The organism is Cryobacterium sp. AP27, assembly GCF_056680495.1.
In genome coordinates, this window is sequence record NZ_CM155285.1 from 1,095,802 (window position 1) to 1,120,975 (window position 25,174).

The window sequence follows — 25,174 nt, forward strand, 5'->3', positions numbered from 1 at the left end:
GGCGTGGCGCGCACAACACCGGTTTTGCGCAGGGACCACGCCGCCCGGGCAAGTCGTCGGGGACTCGCGAGTTAGACGGTGGTGGGAGTTTCCGCACCGAAGGTGGCCGTGTCGATCACGAAGCGGTAGCGCACATCGCTGCGGATGACGCGCTCGTACGCCTCGTTCACCTGGTCGACGGAGACGATTTCCACGTCGGCGCCGATGCCGTGGGCGGCGCAGAAATCGAGCATCTCCTGGGTCTGACAGATGCCGCCGATCTTCGACCCGGCAATGGACCGGCGCTGCGAGGCGAGCCAGAACATCTTCACCTGGTCGGGCTCGGTGGGGATGCCCACGTGCACGAGGGTGCCGTCGAGTGCCAGCAGGCCGAGGTAGCGCTCCAGGTCAAGGTTCGCGGCCACGGTGTTCACGATGAGGTCGAACTCGTTCTCAAGCTCGGTGAACGTGGTCGGGTCGTTCGTGGCGTAGTAGTGGTCGGCACCGAAACGCAGGCCGTCCTCCTGCTTGCTGAGCGTCTGGCTGAGCACGGTGACCTCGGCGCCGAGCGCGTGGGCGATTTTCACGCCCATGTGTCCGAGGCCGCCCATGCCCAGGATGGCGACCTTCTTGCCGGGGCCGGCCTTCCAATTCTTGAGCGGGGAGTACAGGGTGATGCCGGCGCACAGCAGGGGAGCGGCCTCGGAGAGCTCGATGCCGTCGGGAATGCCGAGTACGAAGTTCTCGTCCACGACGACGGCGGTGCTGTACCCGCCGTAGGTCGGGGTGCCGTCGTAGTTGCGGGCGTTGTAGGTTCCGACCTCGCCCTTGAGGCAGTACTGTTCCTCGCCGGCGAAGCAATTGGCGCACTCACGGCAGGAGTCCACGAAGCAGCCGACGCCGACACGGTCGCCCACGCGGTAGCCGGTGACCTCGCTGCCGACGGCGGAGACGATGCCCGCGATCTCGTGGCCGGGAACCATCGGGAACAGCCCGACGCCCCATTCGTCGCGGGCCTGGTGAATGTCGGAGTGGCAGATGCCGGCGAATTTGATGTCGATCGCCACGTCGTGGGCGCCGGGGGTGCGGATGTCGATGGTGGTGCGGACCAGGGGCTCGTTGGCTGCGGGCGCGGCGAGGGCGGGAACGGTGAGGGTCATGAGACTGTCCAATACAAGGTAGGGGAGAGCGGGGCGCCCGTGCCGGTGGCACGTGTCGGCGTCGAAAACCGCTTCTTCGACGCTACGCCGTGCTCTCCCCGGTCGGAGCGCAGGAGAGGGGCACTGATTGACCCACCCTCGGCGGCCGACGCCCCATGAAGTCCGCCGGGCGTCGGGTGGACAGGTGACGGCTGCTCGCGCTGTGTTCCCGTCAACGTCCGTGCGCGCGGCTCGGGATCTGCGTGGCCAGCTTGCCGCCGCTGACGTCGATGAGCGTGCCCGTGATGTACGACGACGCGTCGCTCGCGAGGAACATCAGCAGGTTCGCAACGTCGTCGGCGGTCTCCCACCGTCGGATCGACAGCGTGTCGAGCAGCCGGTCCTGTGCCTCCTGCGGCATTTCGGCGAAGCCATTCATCGCGGTCGGCACCATGCCGGGAGCGTAAGCGTTCACGGTGATGTTCCACGGCCCCAGTTCCGACGCGAGCACGCGAGTGAATTGTACGACGGCGGCCTTCGACGCCGCGTAGGCCGCACTGCCGACGCTCGGTACGATCGCCGCGAACGACGCCGCGTTGATGATTCGGCCTCGGCCCGCGGCCTTCATCACCTCGGCGACCGCCTGGCTCATGAGGAAAATCCCGCCGACGTTGACGTCGAAGCAGGACCGCCAGCGATCCCACGTGAGATCCTCGACCAGACCGTCAACGTTGATTCCCGCGTTGTTCACCAGCACGTCGATGGAGCCGTACCTCTCGACCACGGCGGCGACCGCCGCGGCGACCGATGCGGGGTCTGTGACGTTGCAGACCACCTGGTCAATGGGGGCGTCGGTGGTGACGCTGCCGGAGGCGGTCGACGCTTCGAAGGCGAGGTCGAGCGCCACGACGCGGGCGCCATCCTGCGCAAAGCGCTCGGCGATGATCCGGCCGATCCCGCGGGCGGCTCCGGTCACGAGAACGACGCGGTTGGTGAGGTCAAGATGCATTTTCACTCCAATCAAAAAACATACTATTGTCAATAAGCATACTATTGATCAGGCTCGGGGCGACCGGGAAATGTTCGAGGAGAGGTCATATCATGACGAATCGAGTGCTCTGGATTACCGGCGGCGGTAGCGGCATGGGGCAGGCAACGGCCAGGTCGGCGGCAGCAGCGGGCTGGACCGTGGTCGTGTCCGGGCGGCGTTCGGACGTGCTGGCCGACACCGTCGCGGAGATCGTCGCATCGGGCGGCACCGCGCGAGCGCTCCCGCTGGACGTGCACGACCGGCGCGCGGTCGCCGCCGCGCGCGACACGATCGTGGCGGAGTTCGGACGGATCGACGGGCTCGTCCTCGCGGCGGGCCGAAACACGCCGGCCCGGCGCTGGGACAACCAGGACGTGGATGTCTTCCGGGACATCATTGAGACCAACCTCACGTCCGTTGCGACGGTCATCGACGCCACGCTCCCCGACCTCCGGGAGACCGGGGCCGTCGTCGTCGTGATCTCTTCCTACGCCGGATGGGCATTCCAGCCGGGTGCGGGTGTGGCGTATTCGGCGAGCAAGACCGCACTGGGGGCCATAACGAAGTCGCTCAATCAGCAGGAGGCGCCCTTCGGGGTTCGCGCGTGCCACCTGTGCCCCGGCGACGTCGCGACAGATTTTCTGGCCCAGCGCCCCTCCGTGCCCGATAAGGCCGCGCGGGCCGTGATGTTGACAGCGGATGACATTGCGCGCAGCGTGCAGTTCGTCATCGACGCCCCCGCGCACGTTCGTATCGACGAGCTGGTCATCTCGCCGAATTCACAGCGGTGAGCACCGTCGATCACGATCGCTCCCGGGGCGCGGGGAGATCGACGGGTGCGAGTGTGACGCCGATGTTCGACTGGGTGCTTCACGACGTCGGGAGCGCTATCATCCGGGGCGACCTCGCCTCGGGCGCCGTCAGCACGGTCGACGGGCTGGTGTCCCGAACCGGCGCCTCACGAAGCATCGTCCGCGAGGCCACGAGGGTTCTCGTCAATCTCGGCATGCTCCACGCCGGGCGCCGGGTCGGCCTGCGGATCCTGCCGAGACAGGAGTGGGACGTTCTTGACCCGTTGGTCATTCGCTGGCGCCTCGACGGTCCCGACCGGCTTGACCAGCTCGAGGAGCTGCGGGGGCTACGGCAGGCCGTCGAACCGGAGGCCGCGGCGACGGCCGCACGCCGGGTCGAACTCGGCGCGATACCTCGGCCAGACCTGGCGCCGCTGACACTGGCCGCGGCTGCCCTGGCGGGGGCAGCGCAACACGACGATCCTGAAGTATTTCTGAAGGCCGATCGCGACTTTCATTCCCTGGCGCTGGATCTGTCCGGCAACTCCATGTTCACGCGCCTGCACGCGGTGGTGGACGAGGCCCTGCGCTATCGCGCCCTGACCGAGCGGGTCAATCTCCAGCCGGATGGCCGCGACGTCGACCTGCATGTCGCGGTCGCCCAGGCCATCGCGGCGGGCGATTCCGTCCGGGCGGCGGCATGGATGCGGGAGATCATCGACCGCACCGGGCTCCCGGGCTAGGCGGAGCGTGAATCCGCTCGGGGAGTCGCACCGAGTGGAGCAGAATCACGCCACGGAGGCGACGTGGTGGGCCTATGCTGATTCCGTGATCAGTCATTCAGCGGCCGGTGTTGCCGGCAAGGCGAAGAGAAGCGACGCTCTGCAGGCGCTGGCCCGACTGGGTTTCGCCGTTAACGGTCTGCTGCACATCGTGATTGCCGCGCTCGCGATCGCCATTGCGGTCGGCGGCGGCGGCGGCGGCGGTACAGCTGATCAGTCCGGCGCGTTAGGGCAGCTCTCCCAAAGCCCCGGAGGCGTATTCGTGCTCTGGACCGTGGTGGTGGGCATGGCCGCGCTCGCGTTGTGGCTGATCCTGGGGGCCTTCCTGATGAAGGGTGGGGATCCCAAACGAAAATGGTCGCACCGGGCGGCTGAACTCGGCAAGGCGGTCGCCTACCTTGGTCTCGCGGGGACGGCCGCGACGTTCGCGTTCGGTGGCTCCACGAGCTCGTCGGGCAGCACACGTGACACGAGTGCCGGGCTGATGGCGACCCCGGGCGGTGTTTTTGTCCTTGTGGCGGTCGGCCTTGTCGTACTCGCCATCGGCGCCTACTTCGTGTGGAAGGGACTGTTCCAGAAATTCACCGCCGACATCTCGGTGCCGAGCGGCGCGGCGGGGAAAGCCATCATCGGCTTGGGCGTTGTGGGATACGTTGCGAAAGGCATCGCGTTGGGTGTGGTGGCGGTACTCATTCTGGTGGCCGCGTTCACCCTGGACCCGAGCAAGTCGACCGGGCTCGACGGGGCGCTCAAGAGCCTGACCGCGCTCCCGTACGGCGGGGTCATCCTGGGCGCGATCGCGATCGGACTCATCGCCTACGGAGCGTACTGCTTCGCTCGGGCCTGGCGCGCCCGACTCTCCTAGACGCGGGTCGCCTCGTCGGGAACCCGCACGGTGCGCCAGGTGTCGACGGCGATGACACCGCCGAGAATGACCAGGGACAACGAAACCGAAGCCAGCGCATCCGTCGCCCAGTGGTACCCGAGATAGACGCGGCTGATCGCCGCAGCGACGATGCACACGGCCGCGAGGGAGAACCCGACGAGCGGCGCACGGATGCCCTCTCGACGTGAGACGACGAGATAGACCGTGAGCAAAACGAAGTCTGCCGCGCCGAGAACATGGCCCGAGGGGAACGAGAACGAGGGGTCGGGGCCGAAAAGCATGAGCTCCATTGGTGGGCGTTGGCGGTCAACGGAGTGCCCGATGATTTGCGCCAGCACGACGCCGGTCAACATGGCGCCGGCGAGAAGGAGGGGCCGCCAGGCGTGCCGGCGGACGAGGCCCCAGACGACCGTCACGACGAGCAGGATGATCGGTAGCGCAACAGGCCCGAAAACAACGGCCAACCCGATCATCACCGCCGTCAGGGAGGCGGAGCGCCACGTCGCCAACCAGGCGCGAACCGGCTCATCCATCACCGTCAGGCCATCCCCGTTGAGCACCGACAGCAGAATGACCGTGAAGCAGACGAGGCCCACCCCAGCCACGGCGACGGCGCCCCGGTAGAGCCGTCGGCGCAGCGTCGGCTCCAGCACCCGAGTTTCGACGGTCAGCCTCAGCGCCGAGGATACGAACGCGCCGCGAGGTCGGTTCCTGGCCAGCTCGTGCTCACCATTGAGCTTCGCCGCGAGCGGCGCCCACACGATGGCCGCGACTCCGATTCCGAGGAGCAAGGCGCCAATGGTGTCGGTGAGCCAGTGCGCGCCCAGGTAGGTGCGGCTCATCATCATGACGACCGTGTACAGCGCACCGGCAGCCCACACCCACACCCGCGGCACCAGAATTCCCAGGACCACGGCCATGGTCGCAGCATTCGCCACGTGCCCGGACGGGAATGAACCGAAATCCAGGTTCGTCATGACATTCTCCGGGCGGGCGCGACCGAACAGATTCTTGAGCACTTGCACGGCGGCGCCGGTCAGCACTGTGGCTACGAGGTAATATCCAGCGGCCCACGGGCGCTTCACCAGCAGCAGGGCGACCCCGATCACCACGGGAAACACGACGATGGCGACCAGCCCACCGCCCAGCGAATCCATCACGAGGGCCAGGAACTGCCAGATGGGCGCCCGATTCTCGTTCAACTCGGTCATCCACTCGGCGTCGATCGACAGCGGCATGCCCTGGTCCCGCGCGACGATAAGCGCGCCCAAGACGACGACCAGGGCCACGGCGCTGAGACCGCTCACCAGCGGCCACCATCGTGTCACGCGCCTCGCGTGCGGCCGGGCAGCAACGTCGGGGTTCCGCAGCGCGTTCATCAGGCAATGCTAGAGGGTGCCGTGCGAGAGAAACATGCCTGATGCGGCTCGATCTGTGACTAGGATGATTCGGCAGACCCACCGGCAACGAAGGATCACACATGGCCAGGAGCATGGCTGACGCCCGCGCGACACTCAGGCATCTCGGGAGCAACCGCCGAACACCGTCGGGTCGGCTTCACAGCTCCGACCATGGAATCGCTGCTCCTGTCGGGTCATCGCTTCGTCGTGGGGTTTCAACGGTGCTCAGGTCGCGGCGAACCCACTTCGCGTTCAAGGCCGCCCTCGCGGCCGGCCTGTCATTTCTGATCGCGCCCCTCATGCCGGGGGTGGCCGCCCAATATGCCTACTACGCACCATTGGGCGCCCTGGTCAGCATGTATCCGACCGTCGCAGGCACCCTCCGGCAGGGCATGCACACGCTGGTGGGACTGGCGCTCGGAATCGGGCTCGCCTTTTTGCTGATTGCCTTCGGCAATCCCACGCCCCTCACCGTCGGAGTCCTGGTGGGAATCGGGGTGCTTCTCGCCGGGATACCCCGGCTCGGGTCGGGAACCGACTGGATTCCCTCCGTCGCCCTCTTCGTTCTGTTGGTCGGCGGGAAGAACGCCGAGAACATGTCGTTCGGCTATCTCGTGCAGATCGCCGTGGGAGTAGCGGTCGGACTTGCCGTCAACGTACTCGTGTTCCCGCCACTGAACTTCGACGCCGCCACCGACAGCCTCAACCGCCTCCGGCTCGTTCTCTCCCAGCAGCTCAAAGACATGGGCAGCGCCCTGCAGGAGCAGTGGCCGCCGCACCACGAAGACTGGTCTGGTCGCACGGAGACGCTCTCGGACGCGGCTCGTGCCGTGAGAGTCGCCGTGCAGAAGGCCGACGACAGTCGTCGCGCCAATCCGCGTCGTCGTCGGTACCCCCGCGATCTGAACGCCGACTACCGCACCGTTGAGAACCTGGAACGCGTCACGTTTCACGTCCGGGACATCACTGAGGTGCTCTCCGACGTGATCTGGAATGAGGAAGCCCCCTACGCCATAGCCGAGGCGTTGAGTGCGCCCCTGGGAGAGGCCATGGCGGCCGTCGGGGAGCTGCTGCAGCCACTCGACGACGACGATACCGACGAGCGACAGCGACGGCATGACGCGGCGGCGGTGGTGGATCGCCTCATCGCGCAATCCGGCACGGCTCGGGGAGACGACCTGGCCGATGCCCCGGATGCGGCCGCTGCCATCGTGCTGAGCCTGCACCGGATCCTCCGCGTCCTGCGCCAGCAACCGGCGGGGCCGACGCAACCGGAACTGCCTACGTCGAGTTCTGCCGTCGAACCATCTCTGTGATCCATATCGGTGCAAACGGCGAGGTGCAGTTCGGGGCGTCGGGTAGTCCGTGAGTACCTCCAGGCAGCCGGGCCGAGGTAGCCGCGGTGCCCCACAGCTCGACGGCCAAATCCTGCTGGGTTTTCAGCCGCTTGGCGAGGGCGCGCAGCTTGCCGAGGGTCACCCCGTGGTCGTCACCGTGTCTGGCATTCACCTCGTGCGCCGTCGTACCGGTCGCCGTCGCCTTTGGCATCCCAGCGCCCTGTCCGTCGTACATTCTGCATTAAGCCTGCGACGCACCGGCAAGAAGCGACTAGGAATGGGCCGACGCAGAGGCGGCGAGCTTCTCGAGCACCCTGTTCCAGCCGAGTGCACCGGGGGAGTCGGCGGGGACACCGGCGTGGGTCATGACCGTCCGGGTCTGGCCGCCTCAGCGGGCGAGGTCGCGGCGACGGAACCCGGCGAAGCCGATCGCGACCAGGGCGAGGGTGACGCCGGTGATCCACACCAGGCCGCTCGGGTCCGCCTCGACGGACGACACGATCGGGATGTGCCAGAACGGGCTGATCCCCAGCGCCCAGTCGGGAAGCTTGAACGTGGGTCCGAGAAGGGTGAGCACGAACGAGGCGAGCACACCGAACCAGGCGACCAGCGTCACCCGGGGACGGGCGCCGACGACGGCCACCGACAGGGCGATGACGGTCCAGACGGCGGGGACGGTGGCGACGGCCTGCAGGAACGCGCTGGAGTAGTCCACGCCGATGTCGGCGCTTGAGGCGAGCGCGGCAACGATGGCGCCCGCGAGGAGAACGTACAGGGTCGGGGCGGCGAAGGCGAGCAGAATGTTGCTGCCGTAGTAGCGGGAGCGACGGGTTCCCGCCGCGATGATCAACTCGACCCGGTCATCCATCTCCTCGGCCCGCACCTTGAGCACGGCTTGCACGCCCGGGACCGCCGCGATGATGCCGACGAGACTGAGCACGGTGACGAGGAACACCGACACCAGCGCGTCGGAGCTCGCGCCGCCCGAGGCGAGAAGCTGGGTGACGGCGCTGTCCGCGCCGAGGAGGTCGGTGATCGAGGTGGTGAAGTAACCGAACATGACGCCCAGGGCAAGGAACGCGATCGTCCAGGTGAGCATCGGGCCGGCGTTGATGCGCAGGGCGAGCCGCAGGGGAGAGCGCACCCGGCCGCGGGCGGGACCTTGCCGCGGCGCGATCGCGCCCTGCCCGAAGTCACGACGAGCCTGCAGCACGAAGGCGATCGTGAGGAGCACGAGGGTGAAACCGACGGCGAGCAGCAGCGGCCACCAGTTGTCCTGGGTCGCGGGGCGTGTCTCGGTCATCCACCCCAGCGGGTTGGCCCACACCGTCCACTCCGGTGCGGTGATCGACAACAGAAAGCCGCGCAGCAGGAACAGCACGCCGAGGGTGCCGACCGCGAGCGAGTTGGCGGTGCGAGTGTCGGAGCCGAGCTGCGCCGTGACGGCGGCGATAGCCGCGAACATCCATCCGGTGGCCGCGAACGTGCCGCCGAGCAGCAGTGACGATTCCCAGGCGCCGCCGCAGAGGACCGTGGCGAGACCGGCGACGGTGCCGAGCAGCAGGGAGCCGATCATGGCGAGGCCGACTCCGGCGAGGAGGCGGCTGGAACGTCCGAGCACACCGGATGCGAGCAACTCGGCCTGACCGGAATCCTCCTGACCGCGAGTGGTCCGGGTGACCAGGAAGATGGCACCCAGCGCGACGAGGAAACCGCCCAGTGCAAGGCTGCGCCAGGCGGTGAAGCCGTCGGCGCTGCTCAGATCGTAGGCGGGACCGAAGATGAGTCCCAGCGCGGGGTTCGCGCCGACCGCGGCCGCCAGTCCGGCTCGGTCCTGCTGGGTGGGGAAGATCCACGGGTACACGAGCACCGACGATGTCGCCAGTGCCGTCACGATCATGATCCACGGCGCGAAGGAACGCCCGTCATGGTGAATGGTCGTGCGCAGCAACGGCGCGGTTCCCACGAGGGCGGCACTCATCGCCCGGCCCCGGCGGGGGCATCCGTTTCGGTGTCGGTCGTTTCATAGAGGCGCAGGAAGAGGCTTTCCAGCGACGGCGGCTCGACGGTGAGTGCGCTCAAACCGTAGGGCGCGAGAGCCGTCATGGCCTCGCCGATCCGCGGGGAGTCGATCGATGCGGTCAGGCGGTGGCCGTCGAGGTGCACGTCACCGAGCGACGTCAGCTGTTCGACCGCCGGCGGGTGTTCCAGCGTCGCGTGCACGGAGGTGCGGGTGTGGCCGCGGAGTTCGGCCAGGCTGCCGTTCTCCACGATTCGTCCGTCGCGGATGATGCTCAACCGGTCGGCGAGGATTTCCACTTCGGCGAGGATGTGACTGCTGAGCAGGACGGTTGCGCCGCGCCGCTGCGCCTCGCCGACGGTTTTCTGGAAGATCTTCTCCATCAGCGGGTCCAGGCCGCTCGTCGGTTCGTCCATGATGAGGAGTTCCACGTCCGAGGCCAGCGCGGCGACGATCGCGACTTTCTGCCGGTTGCCCTTGGAATACTGGCGACCGCGTTTGGTGGGATCCAGCTCGAACCGGTCGATCAACTCGGCACGCCGTTTCTCGTTCAGGCCCCCGCGCAGCGAACCGAGCAGATCGATCGCCTCGCCACCTGTCATGCCCGGCCACAGCGACACTTCACCGGGAACATAGGCGAGTCGGCGGTGCAGGTTCACGACGTCGTGCCACGGATCCCCGCCGAGCAGGCGCACCCTGCCGCTATTGGCCTTCAGCAGGCCGAGTAGCACCCGGATCGTCGTCGACTTGCCGGCGCCGTTCGGCCCGAGAAAGCCGTGCACCTGCCCCCGCTCCACATGCAGATCAAGTCCCTTGAGCGCCTGGAACTTCCCATAGGACTTGGTGAGTCCCTCCACCTCGATCACGGCGCTCGTGCTCATGGGCATCCCTTCGGTCGTGCTACCTGCCGTCACTGTATCTGGTGCGTTTCTTCTCCGCCCCCGTCTAATCAGCGCTACCTCACCGAAACCCACCGCTGACGCACTGGGTATGGGGGTGCCGGGTACCTCGCCGGTAGGTCCGTGCAGCCCGATTGCCGGCTAGGGCCGGTTCTCGTCGTCGGGTGCCGGTTGCAGCACAGCCGCGGAGGCCGCACGCACGCGCTCCAGCGTGTCCGGGTCGGGAGCCGTTGCTTCGAATGCCGTGAGGAGCCTGCCGGTTTCGCTGACCACCCGGCCGCGCCGTGACCCGGTGGACGACGCCGTAGCGAGCCGATCGGCCAGACGCAGGGCGGCCTGAATCACGATCGGGTGCTCGAGGCCGTAGATCCGGATGCCGGTGAACACGGCACCGGCCAGTTCCTCCGCGGTCGGCCAGACGCAGACCACCCGGGTGATGCCGTCGCCGTCCGCCAGGTGCGACGGGGGAACGGGGCGTCGAAACAGCGGGATGAGGCTTTCGCCGGCGAGGTCGAGGGCGCTCACCGCCGTGTACGGATCATTCGCGCCCGAGGCGAGGCCGCGCACCGCGATTTCCACCAGCTGCTGCAGCGCGAACTGAATATCCTGGTGCGGCGTACGGGCGGAACCGAGGGTGAAGGAGGACCGTACGTCGCGCTGCAGGTCTGTCGCGGAGGCACCCGGATCCGACAGGACCACCTCCAGCAAAGCCTCACCCGGAACAACGTGCGTGCCCGGCGTGGCCGCCACGGTGAAAACGCATCGGCGGGACGATCCAATCCGCGCGAGTTTCTGCAGGTCGACGCGTTGCACATACCCGCCGGTGACGGCCGCGATCGGCTGTGATAGCCCAGACGAGGTGACACCGACCGGCGGAACCACACCGCCCGGATCATCCGGGTAGAGCAGGTCGATCGTGGCGCTGAGATCGCTTTTCACCTGGCGTTGCAGCGTGGTGATCTGCACCGAGTCCGCAATGTGGTGGATGAAAAACACCAGCACGGCCACGTCGAGCACCGCGAGCAGCACGGCAAAAAAGACGGCCATGATCGGCACGAAACTGTCGTTGTCGTCGACCTGCGTGTGCACGGACTGCAACACGACGAGCGCGTACAGAAAGGTGGAGGTGAAGACGGCGAGCACGAACTGGTTGGCGCGGTCGGCCATGAAGTTTCGTACCAGCCGCGGCCCGTAGGTGGAGGACGTCGTCGCGAGCACGGAAATGGTGATCGAGAAGGTGGTGCCCGCCACGGTGAGCATCGACGTTCCGATGATGGAGAGAATCGCGCGACTCCCGCTCGCACTGAGCACATCGAGAAAGAAGGTGCCGGTGACAGCGTCGCTCGCAACCGTGCGGTCCAGGAAGACCAGACCCAGGGCCAGAAGGATCGCCCCGATTCCGAATACCGCCGGGAGAAACCAGAACGACTCCCGGGCGCGAAGCAGGATGGTCCGAATCATGCGGTTGCCTCCAGAAAGCTGCAGTGACGTACGTCTGAAAAGTGCCTTCCGAGACGTTCGGCCCGCTCGGCCCGCTCGCGCGACGAACCAGCCGGCCTCGAGGGCCATTGAACCACGGCGCCAAATCGCCGCGCAAGCAGAACGGTTCGCCCGCACCCCTGTTGCCGCGGGTGGCGGCTCTCTACACTGGGGGCATGGCAGCCCGGCCCGCGGATGAGTATGGCGACGCTCTCGACCGAGCGCACGCCCACGCGACGCACTGGCTGGATTCCCTTCCGACCCGGCGCATCGGCCCGAGTCGCACCGCCGACGAGCTCCTCGACGACTTCGGGGTGCCACTGCAGGACGAACCGATGGCCGCGGCATCCGTGGTCGATGAACTGGCCAGGCTCGCCGAACCCGGCCTGATGGCGATGCCCTCCGGCCGATTCTTCGGATGGGTGATCGGTGGCACGCTCCCGGCATCGCTGGGTGCGGACTGGCTGGTGAGCGCGTGGGACCAGAATGCCGCGATGCGGTACTCCACCCCGGCGACGGCCGCGGCGGAACAGGCGGCCGGCCGCTGGCTGCTCGACCTGCTCGGTCTTCCGGCCGGCTGCGATGTGGGATTCACGACCGGGGCGACCGGGTCGAACCTGGTGGGTCTGGCCGCCGCGCGGCAGTATGTGCTGGAGCAGGCCGGTTGGGATCTGCCGACCCACGGCCTGGCGGGATCACCGGGTGTGACCGTTTTCGTGGGGCAGGACCGACACGCATCTGTGGATCTGGCGTTGCGGTACCTGGGGCTGGCGAAGCCCGTTGAGGTGGCTGCGGATGCGCAGGGCCGACTCGTGCCCGCCGCGCTCGCCGCGGCGATGGATGCGGTGAGCGGCCCGGTGATCGTGTGCCTTCAGGTTGGCAACCTGCACTCCGGCGCCTCCGACCCGCTGACCGAGGCGACCGCCATCGCGCACGCCCACGGCGCCTGGGTGCATGTGGACGGCGCGTTCGGGTTGTGGGCCGCGGCCAGCCCCACACACCGACACCTCGTCGCCGGCCTGGAGTCCTGCGATTCGTGGGCGACGGACGCGCACAAGACACTCAACGTGCCCTACGACTGCGGGGTGGCCATCGTGTCGCGTCCGCCGGTGGTGCGTTCGGTGTTCGGCGTGCATGCCAGTTACCTCATGACGGAGGAGAGCGGTCCGGGCGACCCCTTGGACAAGGTGCCGGAATTCTCGCGCCGCGCCCGCGGCGTGCCGGTCTGGGCGGCCCTGCGATCGCTCGGCCGCTCCGGTGTGGTCGCGCTGATCGACGGGCTGGTTGCACACGCCCAGGACTTCGGCGCACGACTCTCGAACCTTCCCGGAGTGCAGGTGATCAACGACGTGGTGTTCACGCAGGTCTCCGTGAGCTTCGGAACGGATGAGCGCACCCGCAGCATTACGGCGCGGCTGATCGCCGATGGCACCACCTGGATGTCGGGCTCTCGCTGGGCCGGCCGGGACATTCTGCGCATCTCGGTGAGCAACTGGTCGACCGACGACGACGCCGTGGCGCAGTCCATGGCGGCCATCCGGCGTGCGATTGCCGCGGAAGACGCCCGTTGACGGTTGCTCCCGGTCGGTGCGCGCCGGGCAGCGGCGCGTAACCTCGGAGTATTTCGCGACGCGCCGCGCCGCATCCGCTGCGAGCCACGGGCGCGTATCGCGAATTCTTCCGAGGTACACCGGGCGGGTGGTGTTGCTCGGCGACGCTGCCGCGGTGGTCTCGCTCCTGGCGGGGCAGGGCGCCTCACTCGGGATGGGCGCCGCCTACGTTCTCGCGGATGAACTCGCCGGGCACACCGACATGGGAGCGGCGCTCGCCGCGTTCGAAAACCGCTGGCGCCCGCTGGTGGTCGAACACCAGCGGGCGGGCGCCGCTGCCGCGCAATGGTTCGTCCCCGCCACCCGCTACGCCTCCGTGCTGCGCCGCACCGCCATCCGGCGGATGAAACTCCCCGGCATGAGCCGCCTGGTCGGATCGTCTCTGGTCGGAAAGTCCGGCGCGGCGCTGTAGCACCGCGGCCGGGAACGCCTGTCGGCCCGCAGAGACCGACCGGCCCGGGCCCGCGGTCGGCGCGGCGCGTAGGCGAGTCATGCCTAGGCTGTACGCATGGCTACAGTCATCCTTGTGCGGCATGGCCGCACCACCGCCAACGCCGAGGGCATCCTGGCCGGACGTGCCGTCGGCATCCGACTCGACGAGATCGGCCGCGAACAGGCGGCCCGTGCCGGTGAACGCCTCGCCTCCGTGCCGCTGGTCGGCGTCGTCTCCAGCCCGCTCGAACGCTGCCGCCAGACGTCGGAGCTCATCCTCGATCGGCAGGCCGGTTGCCCGGCGGCGCCGGTGGAACTCGACATCACAGAGTGCGACTACGGCGAGTGGCAGGGCAGAACCCTCAGCGACCTGAGCGGCGAAACGCTGTGGCCGGTCGTGCAGACGCAGCCGTCCGCCGTGGTCTTTCCCGGCGGCGAATCGATGGCCGGCATGCAGGCGCGGGCGGTTGCCGCGATCCGGAGACTCGACGCCGAGTTCGAGGCGCAGCACGGCGCGGGGGCCGTGTGGGCGGCCGTCAGTCACGGCGACATCATCAAATCGATTCTCGCCGACGCTCTGGGTATGCACCTCGACCTGTTTCAGCGCATCAACGTGGGCCCGGCATCCATCTCGATCGTGCGGTACGGCGCGAATCGCCCGAGCGTGCACGCCACCAACACCGACTCCGGCGACCTGTCCTGGCTGGCCGGGAGCACCCCGGCGGGCGACGCGCCGGTCGGTGGTGGGGCGGGTCATCAGGCGCCACACGAATCACGCGCCTAAAATATCTGCATGCCTAAAATCGTGCACGAGTTTGCCTGGCCGGATCGCGTCGTCGTCGGGACGGTGGGTGCGCCCGGGTCGCGGGAATTCTACCTGCAGGTGCGCACCGGGGCGCAGATCGTGAGCGTCGCTCTGGAGAAGCAGCAGTCGGCCCTGCTCGCCGAGAAGATCGACGAGATCCTCGACCAGCTCATCAACCACGAGGGCAATCCGTTCAGTATCCCGACCATCACCCCCCTCGAACTCGTTGACAACGACCCGCTCGAGCAGCCCGTGCAGGAGGAATTCCGTACGACCGCCATGAGCCTCGGCTGGGACCCGTCCACGGTTCAGGTCGTGATCGAGGCCTACCGCTTCGAGGAGGACGACGACGAGCCCTTCGACACGGATGCCACCGAACCGGCGGAAGTGCTGCTGGTGCGAATGCCGGTCGGCACCGCCCGGGCCTTTGCGAAACGCACCCGTGAGGTCGTGGGCGCCGGCCGCCCCATGTGCCCGCTGTGCGGCAACCCCATCGACGCGGACGGGCACACCTGCCCCATTCCCGGTACGTGATGCCGTCCGCCGCCGACCTCGATCAGGGCGCGCTCGACATCACGGGCCGCATCCGCACGGCCTCCAACGCGACGTTTCTCGGCAGCATCGGGGGAGTTGCGGTCGTGTACAAGCCGATCTCCGGCGAGCATCCGTTGTGGGATTTTCCCGATGGGAACCTCGCCAGCCGTGAGGCTGCCGCGTACCTGGTGTCGGAGTCGCTCGGGTGGAACGTCGTGCCGCGCACCTGGCTGCGGGACGGCCCGATGGGTCCCGGGATGGTGCAGCTGTGGCAGGAGCCGGACCCCGCTCAGGGCCCCGTCGACCTGGTCGCGGCCGACGCCGTGCCCGAGGGGCCGTGGCGTCAGGTACTGGAGGGAACGGACCAGACGGGTCGACCCGTCGCGCTCATCCACGAGGATTCGCGTGCCCTGCGGCGCATGGCCGTGTTCGACATCATTGTGAACAACGCCGACCGCAAGGGTGACCATATTCTCGCGATGCCGGATGGGCACCGGCACGGCGTCGATCACGGCCTCACCTTTCATGTTGAGCACAAGCTGCGCACCGTGCTCTGGGGCTGGCTGGGCGACGAGCTCTCCGCCGAGGAGCTCGCCGGGATCGACCGCGTCAGCACGCAGCTCGCCGGTGACCTCGGCGACACGCTCGACGGGTTGCTCAGCGTTCCGGAGATCGCCGCACTGGCCGAACGCTGCGACCGGCTGCGCACGGACGGGCGCTTCCCCGCCCCGCACGGCGGGGCTCCCGCGGTGCCCTGGCCGCTGTTCTAACGGCGCCCGCACCGCCGATCGGATGCCGTGTGAGAACAGCGGCCGCCTGTCGCCACGGCCCGTGACAACGTGTCGGCCCCAAATGTGATGAGATCGCAACGCCCCGCCGGGACATTTGGCGTGCCTGTTGGATAGGGGAAGATAGGCTCGCACAGACGGACCCCGCCTGGACGCCAGGCGGCACGCTCGCTCGCTTTGGCCAAGGAGGTCCACTATGAGAAGAAAACTGCTCACTACCGCTGTCTTCGGTTCAGCCCTACTAATCGCCGTCACCGGCTGCAGCACCGCCGCGGAATCGGATTCCGCCGCCGGTGGCAGCCTCACCGGGAGCGGAACGGGCGCGGATTGCGTCATCGATTCCGCCGTACCCGTCTCTGCGGCATTCAGCCTCACGGGCGCTGCGGCACAGTACGGCGCGGGCCAGAAGAATGCGCTGGAACTCGCCGTTGAGGACCTGAACGCGGTTGGCGGGGTCACCTACGACCTCACCGTCGAAGACGACGCGACCGACCCGAAGCAGGCCATCCAGGTGTTCGACACCTTCATCAACTCCGGCGCCAGCATCATCATCGGCCCGACCCTGTCCAACACCGCGAAGCAGACGGACCCGATCGCCCAGGACGCGCAGGTCCCCGTGCTCGGCGTGTCGAACACCGCGGCCGGCGTCACCGAAATCGGCGACTACATCTTCCGTGATTCCCTCACCGAGGATGCCGTCATCCCGCAGACCGTCAAGGCTGCTGTCGACAAGCTCGGCGTGAAGAAGGTCGTCGTCATGTACGCAAATGATGACGCGTTCACCGAGTCCGGCTACCAGGCCTTCGCCACGGCGCTCGAGGACCAGAACGTGGAGATCGCTGACACCCTCACCTTCTCCAAGTCCGACACGGACTTCCGTGCCCTGTTGAACAAGGCCAAGCAGTCCGACGCCGACGCCATTGTCGTCTCCGGACTCATCGACGCGGCCGTGCCGCTCGTCAGCCAGGCCCGCGAAATCGGCATCGACACGCCGATCATCGGCGGCAACGGCTTCAACTCACCTGCTCTCCTCACCGGCGCCGGCGTCGCAGCCGAGGGCGTCATCGTGGGCGCTGCCTGGAACTCTGCCTCCGACAACGCGCAGAACGTGAAGTTCATCGAGGACTACAACGCCGCGTACGGCTCCGCTCCGGATCAGTTCGCCGCGCAGGCGTACGCCGGCATGCAGATCATCGACCACGCCGTTCGATCCGGATGCTCGGCCGAGCGCGAGGACATCAAGTCCGGTCTCGGCGAGATCAACGACGTGCCGACGGTGCTGGGCGATGTCAGCCTGAATGAGAACCGCGACGCCGTGCACGATGCGCTCGTGCAGATCGTTCAGGACGGTCAGTTCACCATCCTGAAGTAAGCGCCCCGCACCACTAACAACGCACAGGCCGTGTGCCGTCCCCGGGCGGCACACGGCCGAAAATATCAGGGACGTCACCAATGCAACTCTTTCTGGACGGGATCTTTCTCGGTTCCATCTATGCTCTGTTCGCCATCGGTTTCACCCTGGTGTTCGGCATCCTCGACCGGTTGAACCTCGCCCACGCCGCGGTCTTCACAGCCGGCGCCCTGGTCGGGATCGAGGTCGTGACCAGGTTCGGCGTTCCGATCTGGCTGCTCATTCCCATGGTGCTGATCTTCGGCGCGGTTCTGGGCATCCTGATCGAACGCGTCGCCTTCCGCCCGCTGGCCGGCCGGCACGATGCGCACTTCGCCGGCCTGATCTCCTCGATCGCCTTCGGGGCCATCCTGCTTTCGCTGCTGCAGGCGTTGTACGGTGCTGACACCCAGCGATTCCCCTCTGATGCCTTCACTCGAGTGCGGGTGGAAATTCTCGGGGCCACCGTCTCCCTCCTCCAGATCGTCATCCTCGCCATCAGCGTGTCGCTGATGGTTGTGTTGACCTGGGTGGTCGCCAAATCGAAGCTCGGTCGTGGCATGCGCACCATCGCAGAAAACCCGCACGCGGCTTCGGTGCTGGGTCTGAACGTCGGTCGGATCAGCAGCACCACGTTCGCCCTCTCCTCGGCGCTGGGCGCGGTGGCCGGCGTGCTCTTCACCCTGAACGTGAATGCCGCCTCACTCGGAATCGGTCACGCCGTCGAGCTGAAGGCCCTCGCCGTGATCATCGTCGGTGGAATGGGATCCCTGCCGGGCGCCCTGATCGGCGGCTTGATCCTCGGCTTGGCCGAGGTTCTCGCCGTGAATTACATCGGAAGCTCGTGGCGGGACATGGTCGCATTCGGGCTCCTGTTCCTGATCCTGATCCTGCGACCGCAGGGCCTCTTCGGCGCACGCAAGACGCGGGAGGTCTAATCATGTTCGCGGAATACAGCTCACTCATCACCCTGATCGCTTTGACGGCGATCCTCGCCTTCAGCTTCTATGCCGTGCTGATCGCCGGCCAGCTGAGCCTGGCCCAGGTCGGCCTGGCCTCCCTGGCCGCCTTCACCTCCGCCGTCGTCGTGCCCGCCGAACCCCTGTTCGGTCTCATCCCGCCCCTGGCCGTCGGCATCGTCTGCGGCATGGGAGTGGGCATCGTCGCCGCATTCATCCTGGGCCTGCCCGTCATCCGCCTGCGCGGCGTCTTCCTTGCCATCGCCACTCTCGCCTTCGGCGAGATGGTGCGCATTTTTCTGATCAACCAGAGCTGGACCAACGGCGCGCAGGGGATGGGCTTCCCCAAGCTCGTCGGAATCGGGACGGCCTGGGTCGCGCTGGCCCTCGTGGCCTTCTGGTTCTGGCGTCTCTCCGGCTCCCGAATGGGACGAGCCTTCGCCGCGATCCGCGAAGACGAACTTGCCGCCACCACGATGGGCATCGACGTACCCCGATACCGGATGGCCTCATTCGTCATCGCGGGAGCGGTTGCCGGCCTCTACGGCGTACTGCTGGCGCACTTCTCCCGGTTTGCCGACCCCAATGAGTTCTCGTTCACCGCCGCGGTGGACGGCCTGGTCACGGCGGTCGTTGGCGGGGTCACGCTGTTCGTCGGCCCGATACTGGGCTCCGTGTTCCTGTCCGTGCTCCCCGAGCTGCAGCGTGTTCTTGGCGTCGACGCCGGCTGGATCCGTCCAACGATTTCCGGAGTCCTGCTCCTGGTCGTGATCCTGTTCCTGCCGGGAGGGCTGTCCGGCCTCATCCCGCGCCGAAAGTCCGCCAAACGCTTGATATCCGATCCGGCGCTGCGACCCGACCTGCCCGCCCTGCCGACGCCGGGTTCCGAGCTCGTGAACCTGACCGGCCTCGGCAAGTCCTACGGCGGAGTGCACGCCGTGCGCTCGGTCGACCTCACCGTGAAGGCCGGGGAGGTTCTCGGCCTGATCGGCCCCAACGGAGCAGGCAAAACCACCCTCGTGAACATGGTCACCGCGTTGACGCCGCCGAGCACCGGCACCGGCACGGTGTTGGGCGTTCCCCTCTCCGCGGCGACGAAGGCTCACCGCCTGGCGCAGGCCGGGGCCGCACGGACCTTCCAGCAGATCAAGCTCTTCAACCGGCTGTCCGCACTGGAGAACGTGCTCGTCGGTGGGTACCGCATCACCCAGGACACGATGCTGCGTCGCCTGCTCTTCCTGCCCTCGGCACGTCGGTTGGAGCGTGAATCCGTGGCGATGGCATCCGCGCAGCTGATCCGCGTCGGCCTCGGGGACAAGGCGGCCAATGCCGCAGGCGACCTCTCCTACGGCGACCAGCGTCGGCTGGAGATCGCCCGGGCGCTGGCCTCGCATCCGTCACTTCTGGTGCTGGACGAGCCGGCCGCCGGAATGAACCACGTCGAGGCGGGACGGTTGTCGGACCTGATTCGTTCGCTCGCCGCCGACGGCATCGCCGTGCTGGTGATCGAACACAACGTGCGGATGATGCTGGCGACCTGTGACCGGATCATGGTGCTGAACTTCGGTGAGGTCATCGCCTCCGGTCTGCCGGCCGACATCGCCAGGGACCCGCGGGTGTTGGAGGCGTACCTCGGCTCGGCCGGCTCCGATGAGGACGCCGATGCGGCATCCGTTCTGGCGGCCGAGAACCTCGCTCATATCGCCGCCGACCCCGACAGTGAGGCGCACGGGCGCCACTCCGACGCTGACCCCGGGGACACCCCGGAGCCCAACGGCGCGACAGACCCGGAGGAGAACCGATGAGCGATCCGATCCTGAGCGTTGAGGGCCTGCAGGTCAACTACGGCCGCGTCGAGGCCGTGCGCAACGTGTCCTTCGAGGTCGCGGAGGGCGCGCTGGTCACCCTGGTCGGCGCCAACGGCGCCGGCAAGACCTCCGTATTGAACGCCGTGTCCGGTCTGCTGCGTCCGCGCCAGGGCGTCATCACATTCAAGGGCCAGGACATCACGAAGTGGCCCGCGCACCGCCTGGTGAAGGCCGGACTCGTGCAGGTTCCCGAGGGGCGGGAGATTCTCGGCACCCTGACCGTGGCCGAAAACCTCACCCTCGGCGGCTGGCACCGCGGACGCACCCTGCACGAGAACATGGCCAAGGTCTACGAGCGCTTCCCCGTGCTGTTCGAACGACGCAAGCTGCAGGCCGGTGCGTTGTCGGGCGGCGAGCAGCAGATGCTGTCGATCGCCCGCGCCCTGATCGCCGAGCCGGAAATTCTCTTGCTCGACGAACCGTCGATGGGGCTCGCGCCCAAGATCGTGGACGAGGTGTTCAGAGTCATTGAGGAGATTCGGCAGACCGGCACGACGGTGGTGCTCGTCGAGCAGAATGCCCGGCGCGCTCTCGCTGCCGCGGACTACGGTTACGTGTTCGAGACGGGGGAGATCTCGCATTCCGGGCCGGCCCACGAACTGCTCGCCGACGAGAAGGTCATCGAGGCTTACCTGGGCCTGGACTAACCAGGCGGGCCGCGCCCGGCGGTGAAGGTCTCTGTCGGTGATGCCGCGGCTACCCGCGTCAGGTTGATCGGTGATGTCGGGTTGATCGTTGAGGCAGCACACCCGCTATCGTTCACCACCGGGGGTGGGTAGGGTGATGTCAACTGAAGGAGAATGTCATGGCCGCACGACCCCACGACGTCACTGACCTGTATTTGGCTCCCGTCGCCCTGGGCCTCGATCATCACCTCGAGGAACTAGCCGATCTCTCGGTTGAAGAGGTGCAGTACCGGGTGATCCTGGGGAGCGACCGGCAACCGCGCAACGCCGCGCAGCGCGAGGAAGCCCTGCTGGAGACCCTCACCAGGGGGCTTGAGCTGCACGGCTGGCACATTTCCCGGCACCCGCGAGGCATCATGGTGGCGCACGACACGTATGGCCTCGTGCTGGGACTCCCGGCAAATCTGGTCTCCTACCTCAACGGTTGAGCCTTGCCGGTCGAGCACTGAAGGGGTGATTCGGGTCGGCGATGAGCAGTCTATTCGCCGATCGCGGGGCTGCGGCTAGGGTGAACAGCATCATGCGCATTCGAGATATTGGGTTGTCACCGCTCAAAGGTGGTCGCCATCAGCCGCGGGAGCACGTTCTGCTCGAGGCCGAGGGCCCGGTCGGCGATCGCCTCTTCGCGGTCGTGGACCCCCAGAGCGGCCAGATTCTGAAAACGGTCGAGCATCCGGCCCTTCTCACGTGCACAGCACGCTGGTCAGGCGGGAGGCTGTCGATACGGTCCGACCGACGCGAGGTGACGGCAGCGCCGGAGCGCACGGGCGACCACCTCGTACTGGACTATTGGGGTCGAGCCACCTCGATGGAGATAATCGACGGGCCCTGGGCCGCTGAAGTCTCTCGCGTGTTGGGTCGTGACGTGGTACTCACGCGGAGCGTCGTCAGGGGAGGCGTGGTGTTCGGCGATTCCGTCACGATCTCCACCACGAGTTCACTCGCCCGGCTGGCGGGCGAATCCGGAGTCGACCCCGATACGCGCCGGTTCCGCGCCACGTTCACGATTGACACCGGCGACGCCGACGCGCATGTCGAGGATTCCTGGGCCAGTCGGGAACTGCAGCTGGGGAGAGCCCGGCTGCTCGTGAAGGGCGGGATCCCTCGATGCGCGGTAATCGACCTCGACCCTGACACGGGCGCCCGTGGCACAAGCCTGCTGAAGACCCTCGCGGGCTATCGGCTGCAGGCCAAGGAGATCATGTTCGGCGTTTACGCCGAGGTGATTCGCCCGGGTGCCGTGTCGATCGGCGACACCGCCCGGCTCCCGGCCGCGGCGCCGCTGCCCTGATGAGATCACAGAAATCACGGCACGATGAGGTCAGCGCGGCCGGAGTTGTGGTTGAGCGTCAACGGGCCCACGGTCAGTTCAGTGGCCGTGCGCTGCGAACGGAGGCGACGACGTCGAGGATCGCATGAGTGGTGGATGCCGCATACTTCTTGTCCAGGATCAGCGCCGGGTGGCTCGCCCCGACGATGACGCGGTATACGCTGTTGCCCGACAGGGTGGCGAGGTGGTCCTGGGATGCAGAATGAGCGGCGTCGCTGCTGACGCCGGCGGTGAGCACGATCAACGGTTTGTCTCCGAAGTCCCTTAGAGTCGCAGCTTCCCCCTCCGAGGCATTCGCTTGCACGAATTCGTCGATGAAGCTGCCGACGTAGTCAGCCGTCGCGCTGCTGGCGCGGACCTCCTCGCGGGCGCGCGGCGGCAGAACGTTGTACTCGTACCCGAACGTCCCGACCAGCCGACCGAAGCCAACTCGTGCGGAGGCCGAGCCGAGCGCAGCGATGCGGCCCAGGGCGTCATAGGTTCCCCCCTTGTATGGGGATGCTGCCCCCGCCTGTGGCTCCGATGCAGGGTTGGTGGAGTCCACCAGCACCATCCCGGCGACGTCGTCGGGGTAACGCGCGGCGAACGTGAGCACGTAGAGAGCGCCGAAGGAATGTCCCGCCAGCACTTGCGGGGCCGGAACATCACCACGCTGGAGCAGTGTGTGGAGGTCGTCCACAATTCGTGTGGCGTCCTGAGGGCCGTCCGTGGGCTCGCTCCAACCCCGTCCTGCTCGGTCGTAAACGCAGACCCGGGTGTCACGCGCCACGGCAGGTGATATCCATGCCATGACCGAAGAGACGTCGCCTCCACCGGGTTCCAGTACGACCGTGGGGCTGCCGGACCCCGTGCGACGTCGATCAACTGACCGGGCGCGGGGTTCGCGCTCGCGTCGACGGCTTCACGCACGGTCTCGAATCCGCCGCCGATCGAGGCCAGCCCCAGGATGGCGATGACCAGGTAGACCATCACACGACTGCTTCGATTGGGGAGCTGTCGATGGGCGCGTATGAACATCCACACCACGAGCGCGAGCACCGCGGGAGGCCACACCCAGTTGAACAGTTCCCGCACCGAGGTGCCGAACCAGATCAAGAGAAGACCTGCCACTGCCAAGAACAGTGCCGGTGCCGTCGACCATCGCTGAGGATGCTCGGTGAACCTCGCCGAGAGTACGGCCAACATCGCCCAGCCGAGCGCGAATCCGCACAAGAGCGCGCCCGTGACGGCGTTCTCCTCGGGTGCGATGAACGGAGCGGCGGCGAGCAGAAAAACCGCGACTCGGTGGCCGTCGCGAAGTCGACGCGCGCGACCCCCTCGCCATTGTCATCGGCCGCCGGGACGAGTGCCGCGCGCGTGGTCTGCCCGTTGAAAGACGACGGTGCCCACTGGCACCCCTCCGGGGCGCGCCCGAAGGGCACCGCGAGTGGGTCGTGCTCCGCGAGCGGCGCGCTGAAGGCGGCGTCGCGGAAGAACAGCCGGGTGAGGGGCGGACGTCTGTGCTGTAGCCACTGCATCGCGGGGATCAGCAACGGTCGCAGCCGAGAGGAGTATCCGATTGCGCACACGCAGATCACGTGGTCGTGCGCGGGATCGAAACGGTCGCCGAGCCGCGCGATGAGGCTCGCGTGGTGAGCGCCGGGCCCGATCCAGCAGGTTGCGACGCCGCGCCGCGTCGCTGCCATCACGACGTGTTGCAGGCCGCGGCCGACGTCGACGACCGCGGCGCGGTCGTAGTGGGCGGGGGCGATTGCGACGAGGAACTCGTGGGCGCCGACGACCGGCCAGACGGTGAGCGGCGCGGCCACGTACTCGAAACGGATGGGGCTGGTGCCCAGAACTGCTGCGGGGCGGGCCCAGTGCGCGGCATCCGTCAGCAGCTCATCGCGATCCGCATCGGTCAGGTCGCGTGTCTGGAAGGACCGGCACGACCGACGGGCCCGCAGAAGATCGAACGCGTCGAGCCCGTTGAGTGATCGGGGGATCGGCTCGCGCGGTCGAAGTCCGCCCGTGAGGGTGACGACGTCGAATGCCGTTCGCAGCAGCAGAAGAGCGGAGAGTCCCAGCGGTACGGCCGCGGCGAGAAGGGCGGACCCGCCGAGGCCGATACTGAGCAGTGCAGCGGCGAGTGCGGCGAGCCCGAGGAACGCCGCGAGGATTGTCGGGAGGAGATATTGCAGCCATCCGGTGAATTGCAGCCGCGTCTTCGACGCGAGCAGTCGCTCTCGGGGCGAAAGCACTCGGTGGGTGGGGTGAGGTGCTGTCGACGCGGCGCGGGTCATGGGGACCTGGGGATGGTACGGGTGCGAATTGTGTCGCTTAAATGTTAGGTTCGTCCGAGCCTGAATGCAAGTGATCACTTACAATAAAGATGTCCGACGAGAGGGAGCCCCGTGCCCAGACGTATCGACACCGCTGCCCTCTTCGAGGTGGTTGTGCAGCTCTAGGCCGAGCGCGGGTACGTCGGTACCACGACCGTCGACATCGCCGCCGCGGCCGGGATCGGCGAGGTGACGTTGTACCGCCGGTGGACAAGTAAGGCCGGGTTGATCGCCGCAGCGCTCACCGACCGACTAGCCGCCACGCCCTTCGCGGACCTCGCCGAGACGGGCGACGTACGCGCTGACCTGCGAGCCATTGTCGACGCGTTTGATGCGACCCGCCGGGCGTACGGCGGCGTCGTGACCACGCTGCTCACTGAGGCGCCCCGCTACCCCGACCTCGCGCCGGCGCTCGGCGCTCTGGTGCCGAACCTCGAAAACGTCGGTCGCATCCTCGCGTTCCACCAGGCGGAGGGGCGGCTTATCGCCGAGAATCCCAGGCAGCAGCTTGCGCTTCTCCTTGCGCCGCATATAGCGGCCGGGCTCTGGCAGAGGGCCGGGGGTCCGCTCGAATTCGGCGTCGATCCGGCCGGTCTCGTCGACGGGTTCCTGAACGGACACGCGGCACATGAGTGATGGTTTCGGGCGATATCAACCCCGGTGGCAGCAAACTCGGCCGCTACGGTTCGAGGATGTCCTGATGCCCGGC

General features: G+C 67.4%; 24 protein-coding genes and 2 pseudogenes. 16 read left to right on the plus strand and 10 right to left on the minus strand.

The window, feature by feature from the left end:
- Positions 1–71: 71 nt before the first annotated feature.
- Entirely contained in the window at positions 72–1,139 is a 1,068-nt protein-coding gene (locus AC1MB9_RS05165; protein ID WP_479963968.1) for an NAD(P)-dependent alcohol dehydrogenase, read from the minus strand.
- 211 nt (positions 1,140–1,350) lie between these two features.
- Entirely contained in the window at positions 1,351–2,127 is a 777-nt protein-coding gene (locus tag AC1MB9_RS05170; RefSeq protein WP_479963969.1) for an SDR family NAD(P)-dependent oxidoreductase, read from the minus strand.
- Between the two features lie 92 nt (positions 2,128–2,219).
- Between AC1MB9_RS05170 and AC1MB9_RS05175 the strand changes: the two genes are divergently transcribed.
- The 3 genes from AC1MB9_RS05175 (at position 2,220) to AC1MB9_RS05185 (ending at position 4,586) form a co-directional block, all read left to right on the plus strand.
- Positions 2,220–2,939 carry an SDR family oxidoreductase gene (locus tag AC1MB9_RS05175; RefSeq protein ID WP_479963970.1) on the plus strand — a complete coding sequence of 240 codons (720 nt, stop codon included), beginning with the start codon at positions 2,220–2,222 and terminating at the stop codon, positions 2,937–2,939.
- A gap of 62 nt (positions 2,940–3,001) precedes the next feature.
- Positions 3,002–3,682 carry a FadR/GntR family transcriptional regulator gene (locus tag AC1MB9_RS05180; RefSeq protein ID WP_479964582.1) on the plus strand — a complete coding sequence of 227 codons (681 nt, stop codon included), beginning with the start codon at positions 3,002–3,004 and terminating at the stop codon, positions 3,680–3,682.
- Between the two features lie 85 nt (positions 3,683–3,767).
- Positions 3,768–4,586: a DUF1206 domain-containing protein gene (locus tag AC1MB9_RS05185; protein WP_479963971.1), complete on the plus strand. Its 819-nt coding sequence runs from the start codon at positions 3,768–3,770 to the stop codon at positions 4,584–4,586.
- Here AC1MB9_RS05185 and AC1MB9_RS05190 read toward each other — a convergent pair.
- Positions 4,583–5,986 (minus strand): phosphatase PAP2 family protein, encoded by a 1,404-nt coding sequence (locus AC1MB9_RS05190; RefSeq protein ID WP_479963972.1) that lies wholly within the window; start codon positions 5,984–5,986, stop codon positions 4,583–4,585. The two genes, AC1MB9_RS05185 and AC1MB9_RS05190, sit on opposite strands and share 4 nt — an antisense overlap.
- 242 nt (positions 5,987–6,228) lie before the next feature.
- Between AC1MB9_RS05190 and AC1MB9_RS05195 the strand changes: the two genes are divergently transcribed.
- Entirely contained in the window at positions 6,229–7,323 is a 1,095-nt protein-coding gene (locus AC1MB9_RS05195; protein ID WP_479963973.1) for an FUSC family protein, read from the plus strand.
- Between the two features lie 64 nt (positions 7,324–7,387).
- On the opposite strand, the pseudogene AC1MB9_RS05200 reads toward AC1MB9_RS05195, so the two are convergent.
- From AC1MB9_RS05200 to AC1MB9_RS05215, 4 genes and pseudogenes are all read right to left on the minus strand, one after another.
- Positions 7,388–7,555: pseudogene (locus AC1MB9_RS05200) on the minus strand (DNA alkylation repair protein); the annotation flags it as partial.
- A 177-nt stretch (positions 7,556–7,732) separates the two neighbouring features.
- Positions 7,733–9,325: an ABC transporter permease gene (locus AC1MB9_RS05205; RefSeq protein WP_479963974.1), complete on the minus strand. Its 1,593-nt coding sequence runs from the start codon at positions 9,323–9,325 to the stop codon at positions 7,733–7,735.
- Entirely contained in the window at positions 9,322–10,245 is a 924-nt protein-coding gene (locus AC1MB9_RS05210; RefSeq protein ID WP_479963975.1) for an ABC transporter ATP-binding protein, read from the minus strand. The genes AC1MB9_RS05205 and AC1MB9_RS05210 overlap by 4 nt, the downstream gene beginning before the upstream one ends.
- A gap of 159 nt (positions 10,246–10,404) precedes the next feature.
- Positions 10,405–11,724 (minus strand): DUF2254 domain-containing protein, encoded by a 1,320-nt coding sequence (locus AC1MB9_RS05215; protein WP_479963976.1) that lies wholly within the window; start codon positions 11,722–11,724, stop codon positions 10,405–10,407.
- Positions 11,725–11,918: 194 nt separating this feature from the next.
- Between AC1MB9_RS05215 and AC1MB9_RS05220 the strand changes: the two genes are divergently transcribed.
- From AC1MB9_RS05220 to AC1MB9_RS05265, 10 genes are all read left to right on the plus strand, one after another.
- Positions 11,919–13,313, plus strand: coding sequence for a pyridoxal phosphate-dependent decarboxylase family protein (locus tag AC1MB9_RS05220; protein WP_479963977.1), 1,395 nt, complete (start codon positions 11,919–11,921; stop codon positions 13,311–13,313).
- Positions 13,314–13,329: 16 nt separating this feature from the next.
- Positions 13,330–13,764, plus strand: a complete 435-nt coding sequence (locus tag AC1MB9_RS05225; RefSeq protein ID WP_479964583.1) for an FAD-dependent monooxygenase — start codon at positions 13,330–13,332, stop codon at positions 13,762–13,764.
- 96 nt (positions 13,765–13,860) lie between these two features.
- Positions 13,861–14,568 (plus strand): histidine phosphatase family protein, encoded by a 708-nt coding sequence (locus AC1MB9_RS05230; protein ID WP_479963978.1) that lies wholly within the window; start codon positions 13,861–13,863, stop codon positions 14,566–14,568.
- Positions 14,569–14,577: 9 nt separating this feature from the next.
- Positions 14,578–15,123: a DUF3090 domain-containing protein gene (locus tag AC1MB9_RS05235; protein WP_479963979.1), complete on the plus strand. Its 546-nt coding sequence runs from the start codon at positions 14,578–14,580 to the stop codon at positions 15,121–15,123.
- Positions 15,123–15,893: an SCO1664 family protein gene (locus AC1MB9_RS05240; protein ID WP_479964584.1), complete on the plus strand. Its 771-nt coding sequence runs from the start codon at positions 15,123–15,125 to the stop codon at positions 15,891–15,893. The genes AC1MB9_RS05235 and AC1MB9_RS05240 overlap by 1 nt, the downstream gene beginning before the upstream one ends.
- A 214-nt stretch (positions 15,894–16,107) precedes the next feature.
- Positions 16,108–17,283, plus strand: a complete 1,176-nt coding sequence (locus AC1MB9_RS05245; RefSeq protein ID WP_479963980.1) for an ABC transporter substrate-binding protein — start codon at positions 16,108–16,110, stop codon at positions 17,281–17,283.
- 80 nt (positions 17,284–17,363) lie between these two features.
- Complete coding sequence (locus tag AC1MB9_RS05250; protein WP_479963981.1) at positions 17,364–18,239, plus strand: branched-chain amino acid ABC transporter permease; 876 nt, start codon at positions 17,364–17,366, stop codon at positions 18,237–18,239.
- 2 nt (positions 18,240–18,241) lie between these two features.
- Positions 18,242–20,065 carry a branched-chain amino acid ABC transporter ATP-binding protein/permease gene (locus tag AC1MB9_RS05255; RefSeq protein ID WP_479963982.1) on the plus strand — a complete coding sequence of 608 codons (1,824 nt, stop codon included), beginning with the start codon at positions 18,242–18,244 and terminating at the stop codon, positions 20,063–20,065.
- Complete coding sequence (locus AC1MB9_RS05260; protein ID WP_479963983.1) at positions 20,062–20,775, plus strand: ABC transporter ATP-binding protein; 714 nt, start codon at positions 20,062–20,064, stop codon at positions 20,773–20,775. The genes AC1MB9_RS05255 and AC1MB9_RS05260 overlap by 4 nt, the downstream gene beginning before the upstream one ends.
- A gap of 158 nt (positions 20,776–20,933) precedes the next feature.
- The gene (locus tag AC1MB9_RS05265; protein ID WP_479963984.1) at positions 20,934–21,242 is read left to right on the plus strand and encodes a hypothetical protein; all 309 of its coding nucleotides are present in this window, start codon (positions 20,934–20,936) and stop codon (positions 21,240–21,242) included.
- 116 nt (positions 21,243–21,358) lie between these two features.
- On the opposite strand, the gene AC1MB9_RS05270 is transcribed toward AC1MB9_RS05265, so the two are convergent.
- Positions 21,359–21,487, minus strand: coding sequence for a hypothetical protein (locus AC1MB9_RS05270; RefSeq protein ID WP_479963985.1), 129 nt, complete (start codon positions 21,485–21,487; stop codon positions 21,359–21,361).
- 69 nt (positions 21,488–21,556) lie between these two features.
- On the opposite strand from AC1MB9_RS05270, the gene AC1MB9_RS05275 reads away from it, so the two are divergent.
- The gene (locus tag AC1MB9_RS05275) at positions 21,557–22,105 is read left to right on the plus strand and encodes an MOSC domain-containing protein (protein ID WP_479963986.1); all 549 of its coding nucleotides are present in this window, start codon (positions 21,557–21,559) and stop codon (positions 22,103–22,105) included.
- 73 nt (positions 22,106–22,178) lie between these two features.
- Here the strand turns inward: AC1MB9_RS05275 and AC1MB9_RS05280 are convergent, their stop codons facing one another.
- Both AC1MB9_RS05280 and AC1MB9_RS05285 read right to left on the minus strand, forming a co-directional pair.
- Complete coding sequence (locus AC1MB9_RS05280; protein ID WP_479964585.1) at positions 22,179–22,967, minus strand: alpha/beta hydrolase; 789 nt, start codon at positions 22,965–22,967, stop codon at positions 22,179–22,181.
- 268 nt (positions 22,968–23,235) lie between these two features.
- Positions 23,236–24,384, minus strand: a complete 1,149-nt coding sequence (locus tag AC1MB9_RS05285) for a nitroreductase family protein (protein ID WP_479963987.1) — start codon at positions 24,382–24,384, stop codon at positions 23,236–23,238.
- Positions 24,385–24,603: 219 nt separating this feature from the next.
- On the opposite strand from AC1MB9_RS05285, the pseudogene AC1MB9_RS05290 reads away from it, so the two are divergent.
- Positions 24,604–25,101, plus strand: a pseudogene (locus AC1MB9_RS05290) (TetR/AcrR family transcriptional regulator); the annotation flags it as partial.
- Between the last annotated feature and the right edge of the window lie 73 nt (positions 25,102–25,174).

What these genes read in the sequence shown, in the direction of transcription:
- AC1MB9_RS05270 (WP_479963985.1), bottom strand. Translation starts at nt 21,487, where the DNA reads ATGCTCGACCGTTTTCAGAATCTGGCCGCTCTGGGGGTCCACGACCGC.
- AC1MB9_RS05245 (WP_479963980.1), top strand. Translation starts at nt 16,108, where the DNA reads ATGAGAAGAAAACTGCTCACTACCGCTGTCTTCGGTTCAGCCCTACTA.
- AC1MB9_RS05260 (WP_479963983.1), top strand. Translation starts at nt 20,062, where the DNA reads ATGAGCGATCCGATCCTGAGCGTTGAGGGCCTGCAGGTCAACTACGGC.
- AC1MB9_RS05250 (WP_479963981.1), top strand. Translation starts at nt 17,364, where the DNA reads ATGCAACTCTTTCTGGACGGGATCTTTCTCGGTTCCATCTATGCTCTG.
- AC1MB9_RS05190 (WP_479963972.1), bottom strand. Translation starts at nt 5,986, where the DNA reads ATGAACGCGCTGCGGAACCCCGACGTTGCTGCCCGGCCGCACGCGAGG.
- AC1MB9_RS05170 (WP_479963969.1), bottom strand. Translation starts at nt 2,127, where the DNA reads ATGCATCTTGACCTCACCAACCGCGTCGTTCTCGTGACCGGAGCCGCC.
- AC1MB9_RS05235 (WP_479963979.1), top strand. Translation starts at nt 14,578, where the DNA reads ATGCCTAAAATCGTGCACGAGTTTGCCTGGCCGGATCGCGTCGTCGTC.
- AC1MB9_RS05180 (WP_479964582.1), top strand. Translation starts at nt 3,002, where the DNA reads ATGTTCGACTGGGTGCTTCACGACGTCGGGAGCGCTATCATCCGGGGC.
- AC1MB9_RS05220 (WP_479963977.1), top strand. Translation starts at nt 11,919, where the DNA reads ATGGCAGCCCGGCCCGCGGATGAGTATGGCGACGCTCTCGACCGAGCG.
- AC1MB9_RS05265 (WP_479963984.1), top strand. Translation starts at nt 20,934, where the DNA reads ATGGCCGCACGACCCCACGACGTCACTGACCTGTATTTGGCTCCCGTC.
- AC1MB9_RS05215 (WP_479963976.1), bottom strand. Translation starts at nt 11,724, where the DNA reads ATGATTCGGACCATCCTGCTTCGCGCCCGGGAGTCGTTCTGGTTTCTC.
- AC1MB9_RS05205 (WP_479963974.1), bottom strand. Translation starts at nt 9,325, where the DNA reads ATGAGTGCCGCCCTCGTGGGAACCGCGCCGTTGCTGCGCACGACCATT.
- AC1MB9_RS05240 (WP_479964584.1), top strand. Translation starts at nt 15,123, where the DNA reads ATGCCGTCCGCCGCCGACCTCGATCAGGGCGCGCTCGACATCACGGGC.
- AC1MB9_RS05255 (WP_479963982.1), top strand. Translation starts at nt 18,242, where the DNA reads ATGTTCGCGGAATACAGCTCACTCATCACCCTGATCGCTTTGACGGCG.
- AC1MB9_RS05175 (WP_479963970.1), top strand. Translation starts at nt 2,220, where the DNA reads ATGACGAATCGAGTGCTCTGGATTACCGGCGGCGGTAGCGGCATGGGG.
- AC1MB9_RS05165 (WP_479963968.1), bottom strand. Translation starts at nt 1,139, where the DNA reads ATGACCCTCACCGTTCCCGCCCTCGCCGCGCCCGCAGCCAACGAGCCC.
- AC1MB9_RS05210 (WP_479963975.1), bottom strand. Translation starts at nt 10,245, where the DNA reads ATGAGCACGAGCGCCGTGATCGAGGTGGAGGGACTCACCAAGTCCTAT.
- AC1MB9_RS05230 (WP_479963978.1), top strand. Translation starts at nt 13,861, where the DNA reads ATGGCTACAGTCATCCTTGTGCGGCATGGCCGCACCACCGCCAACGCC.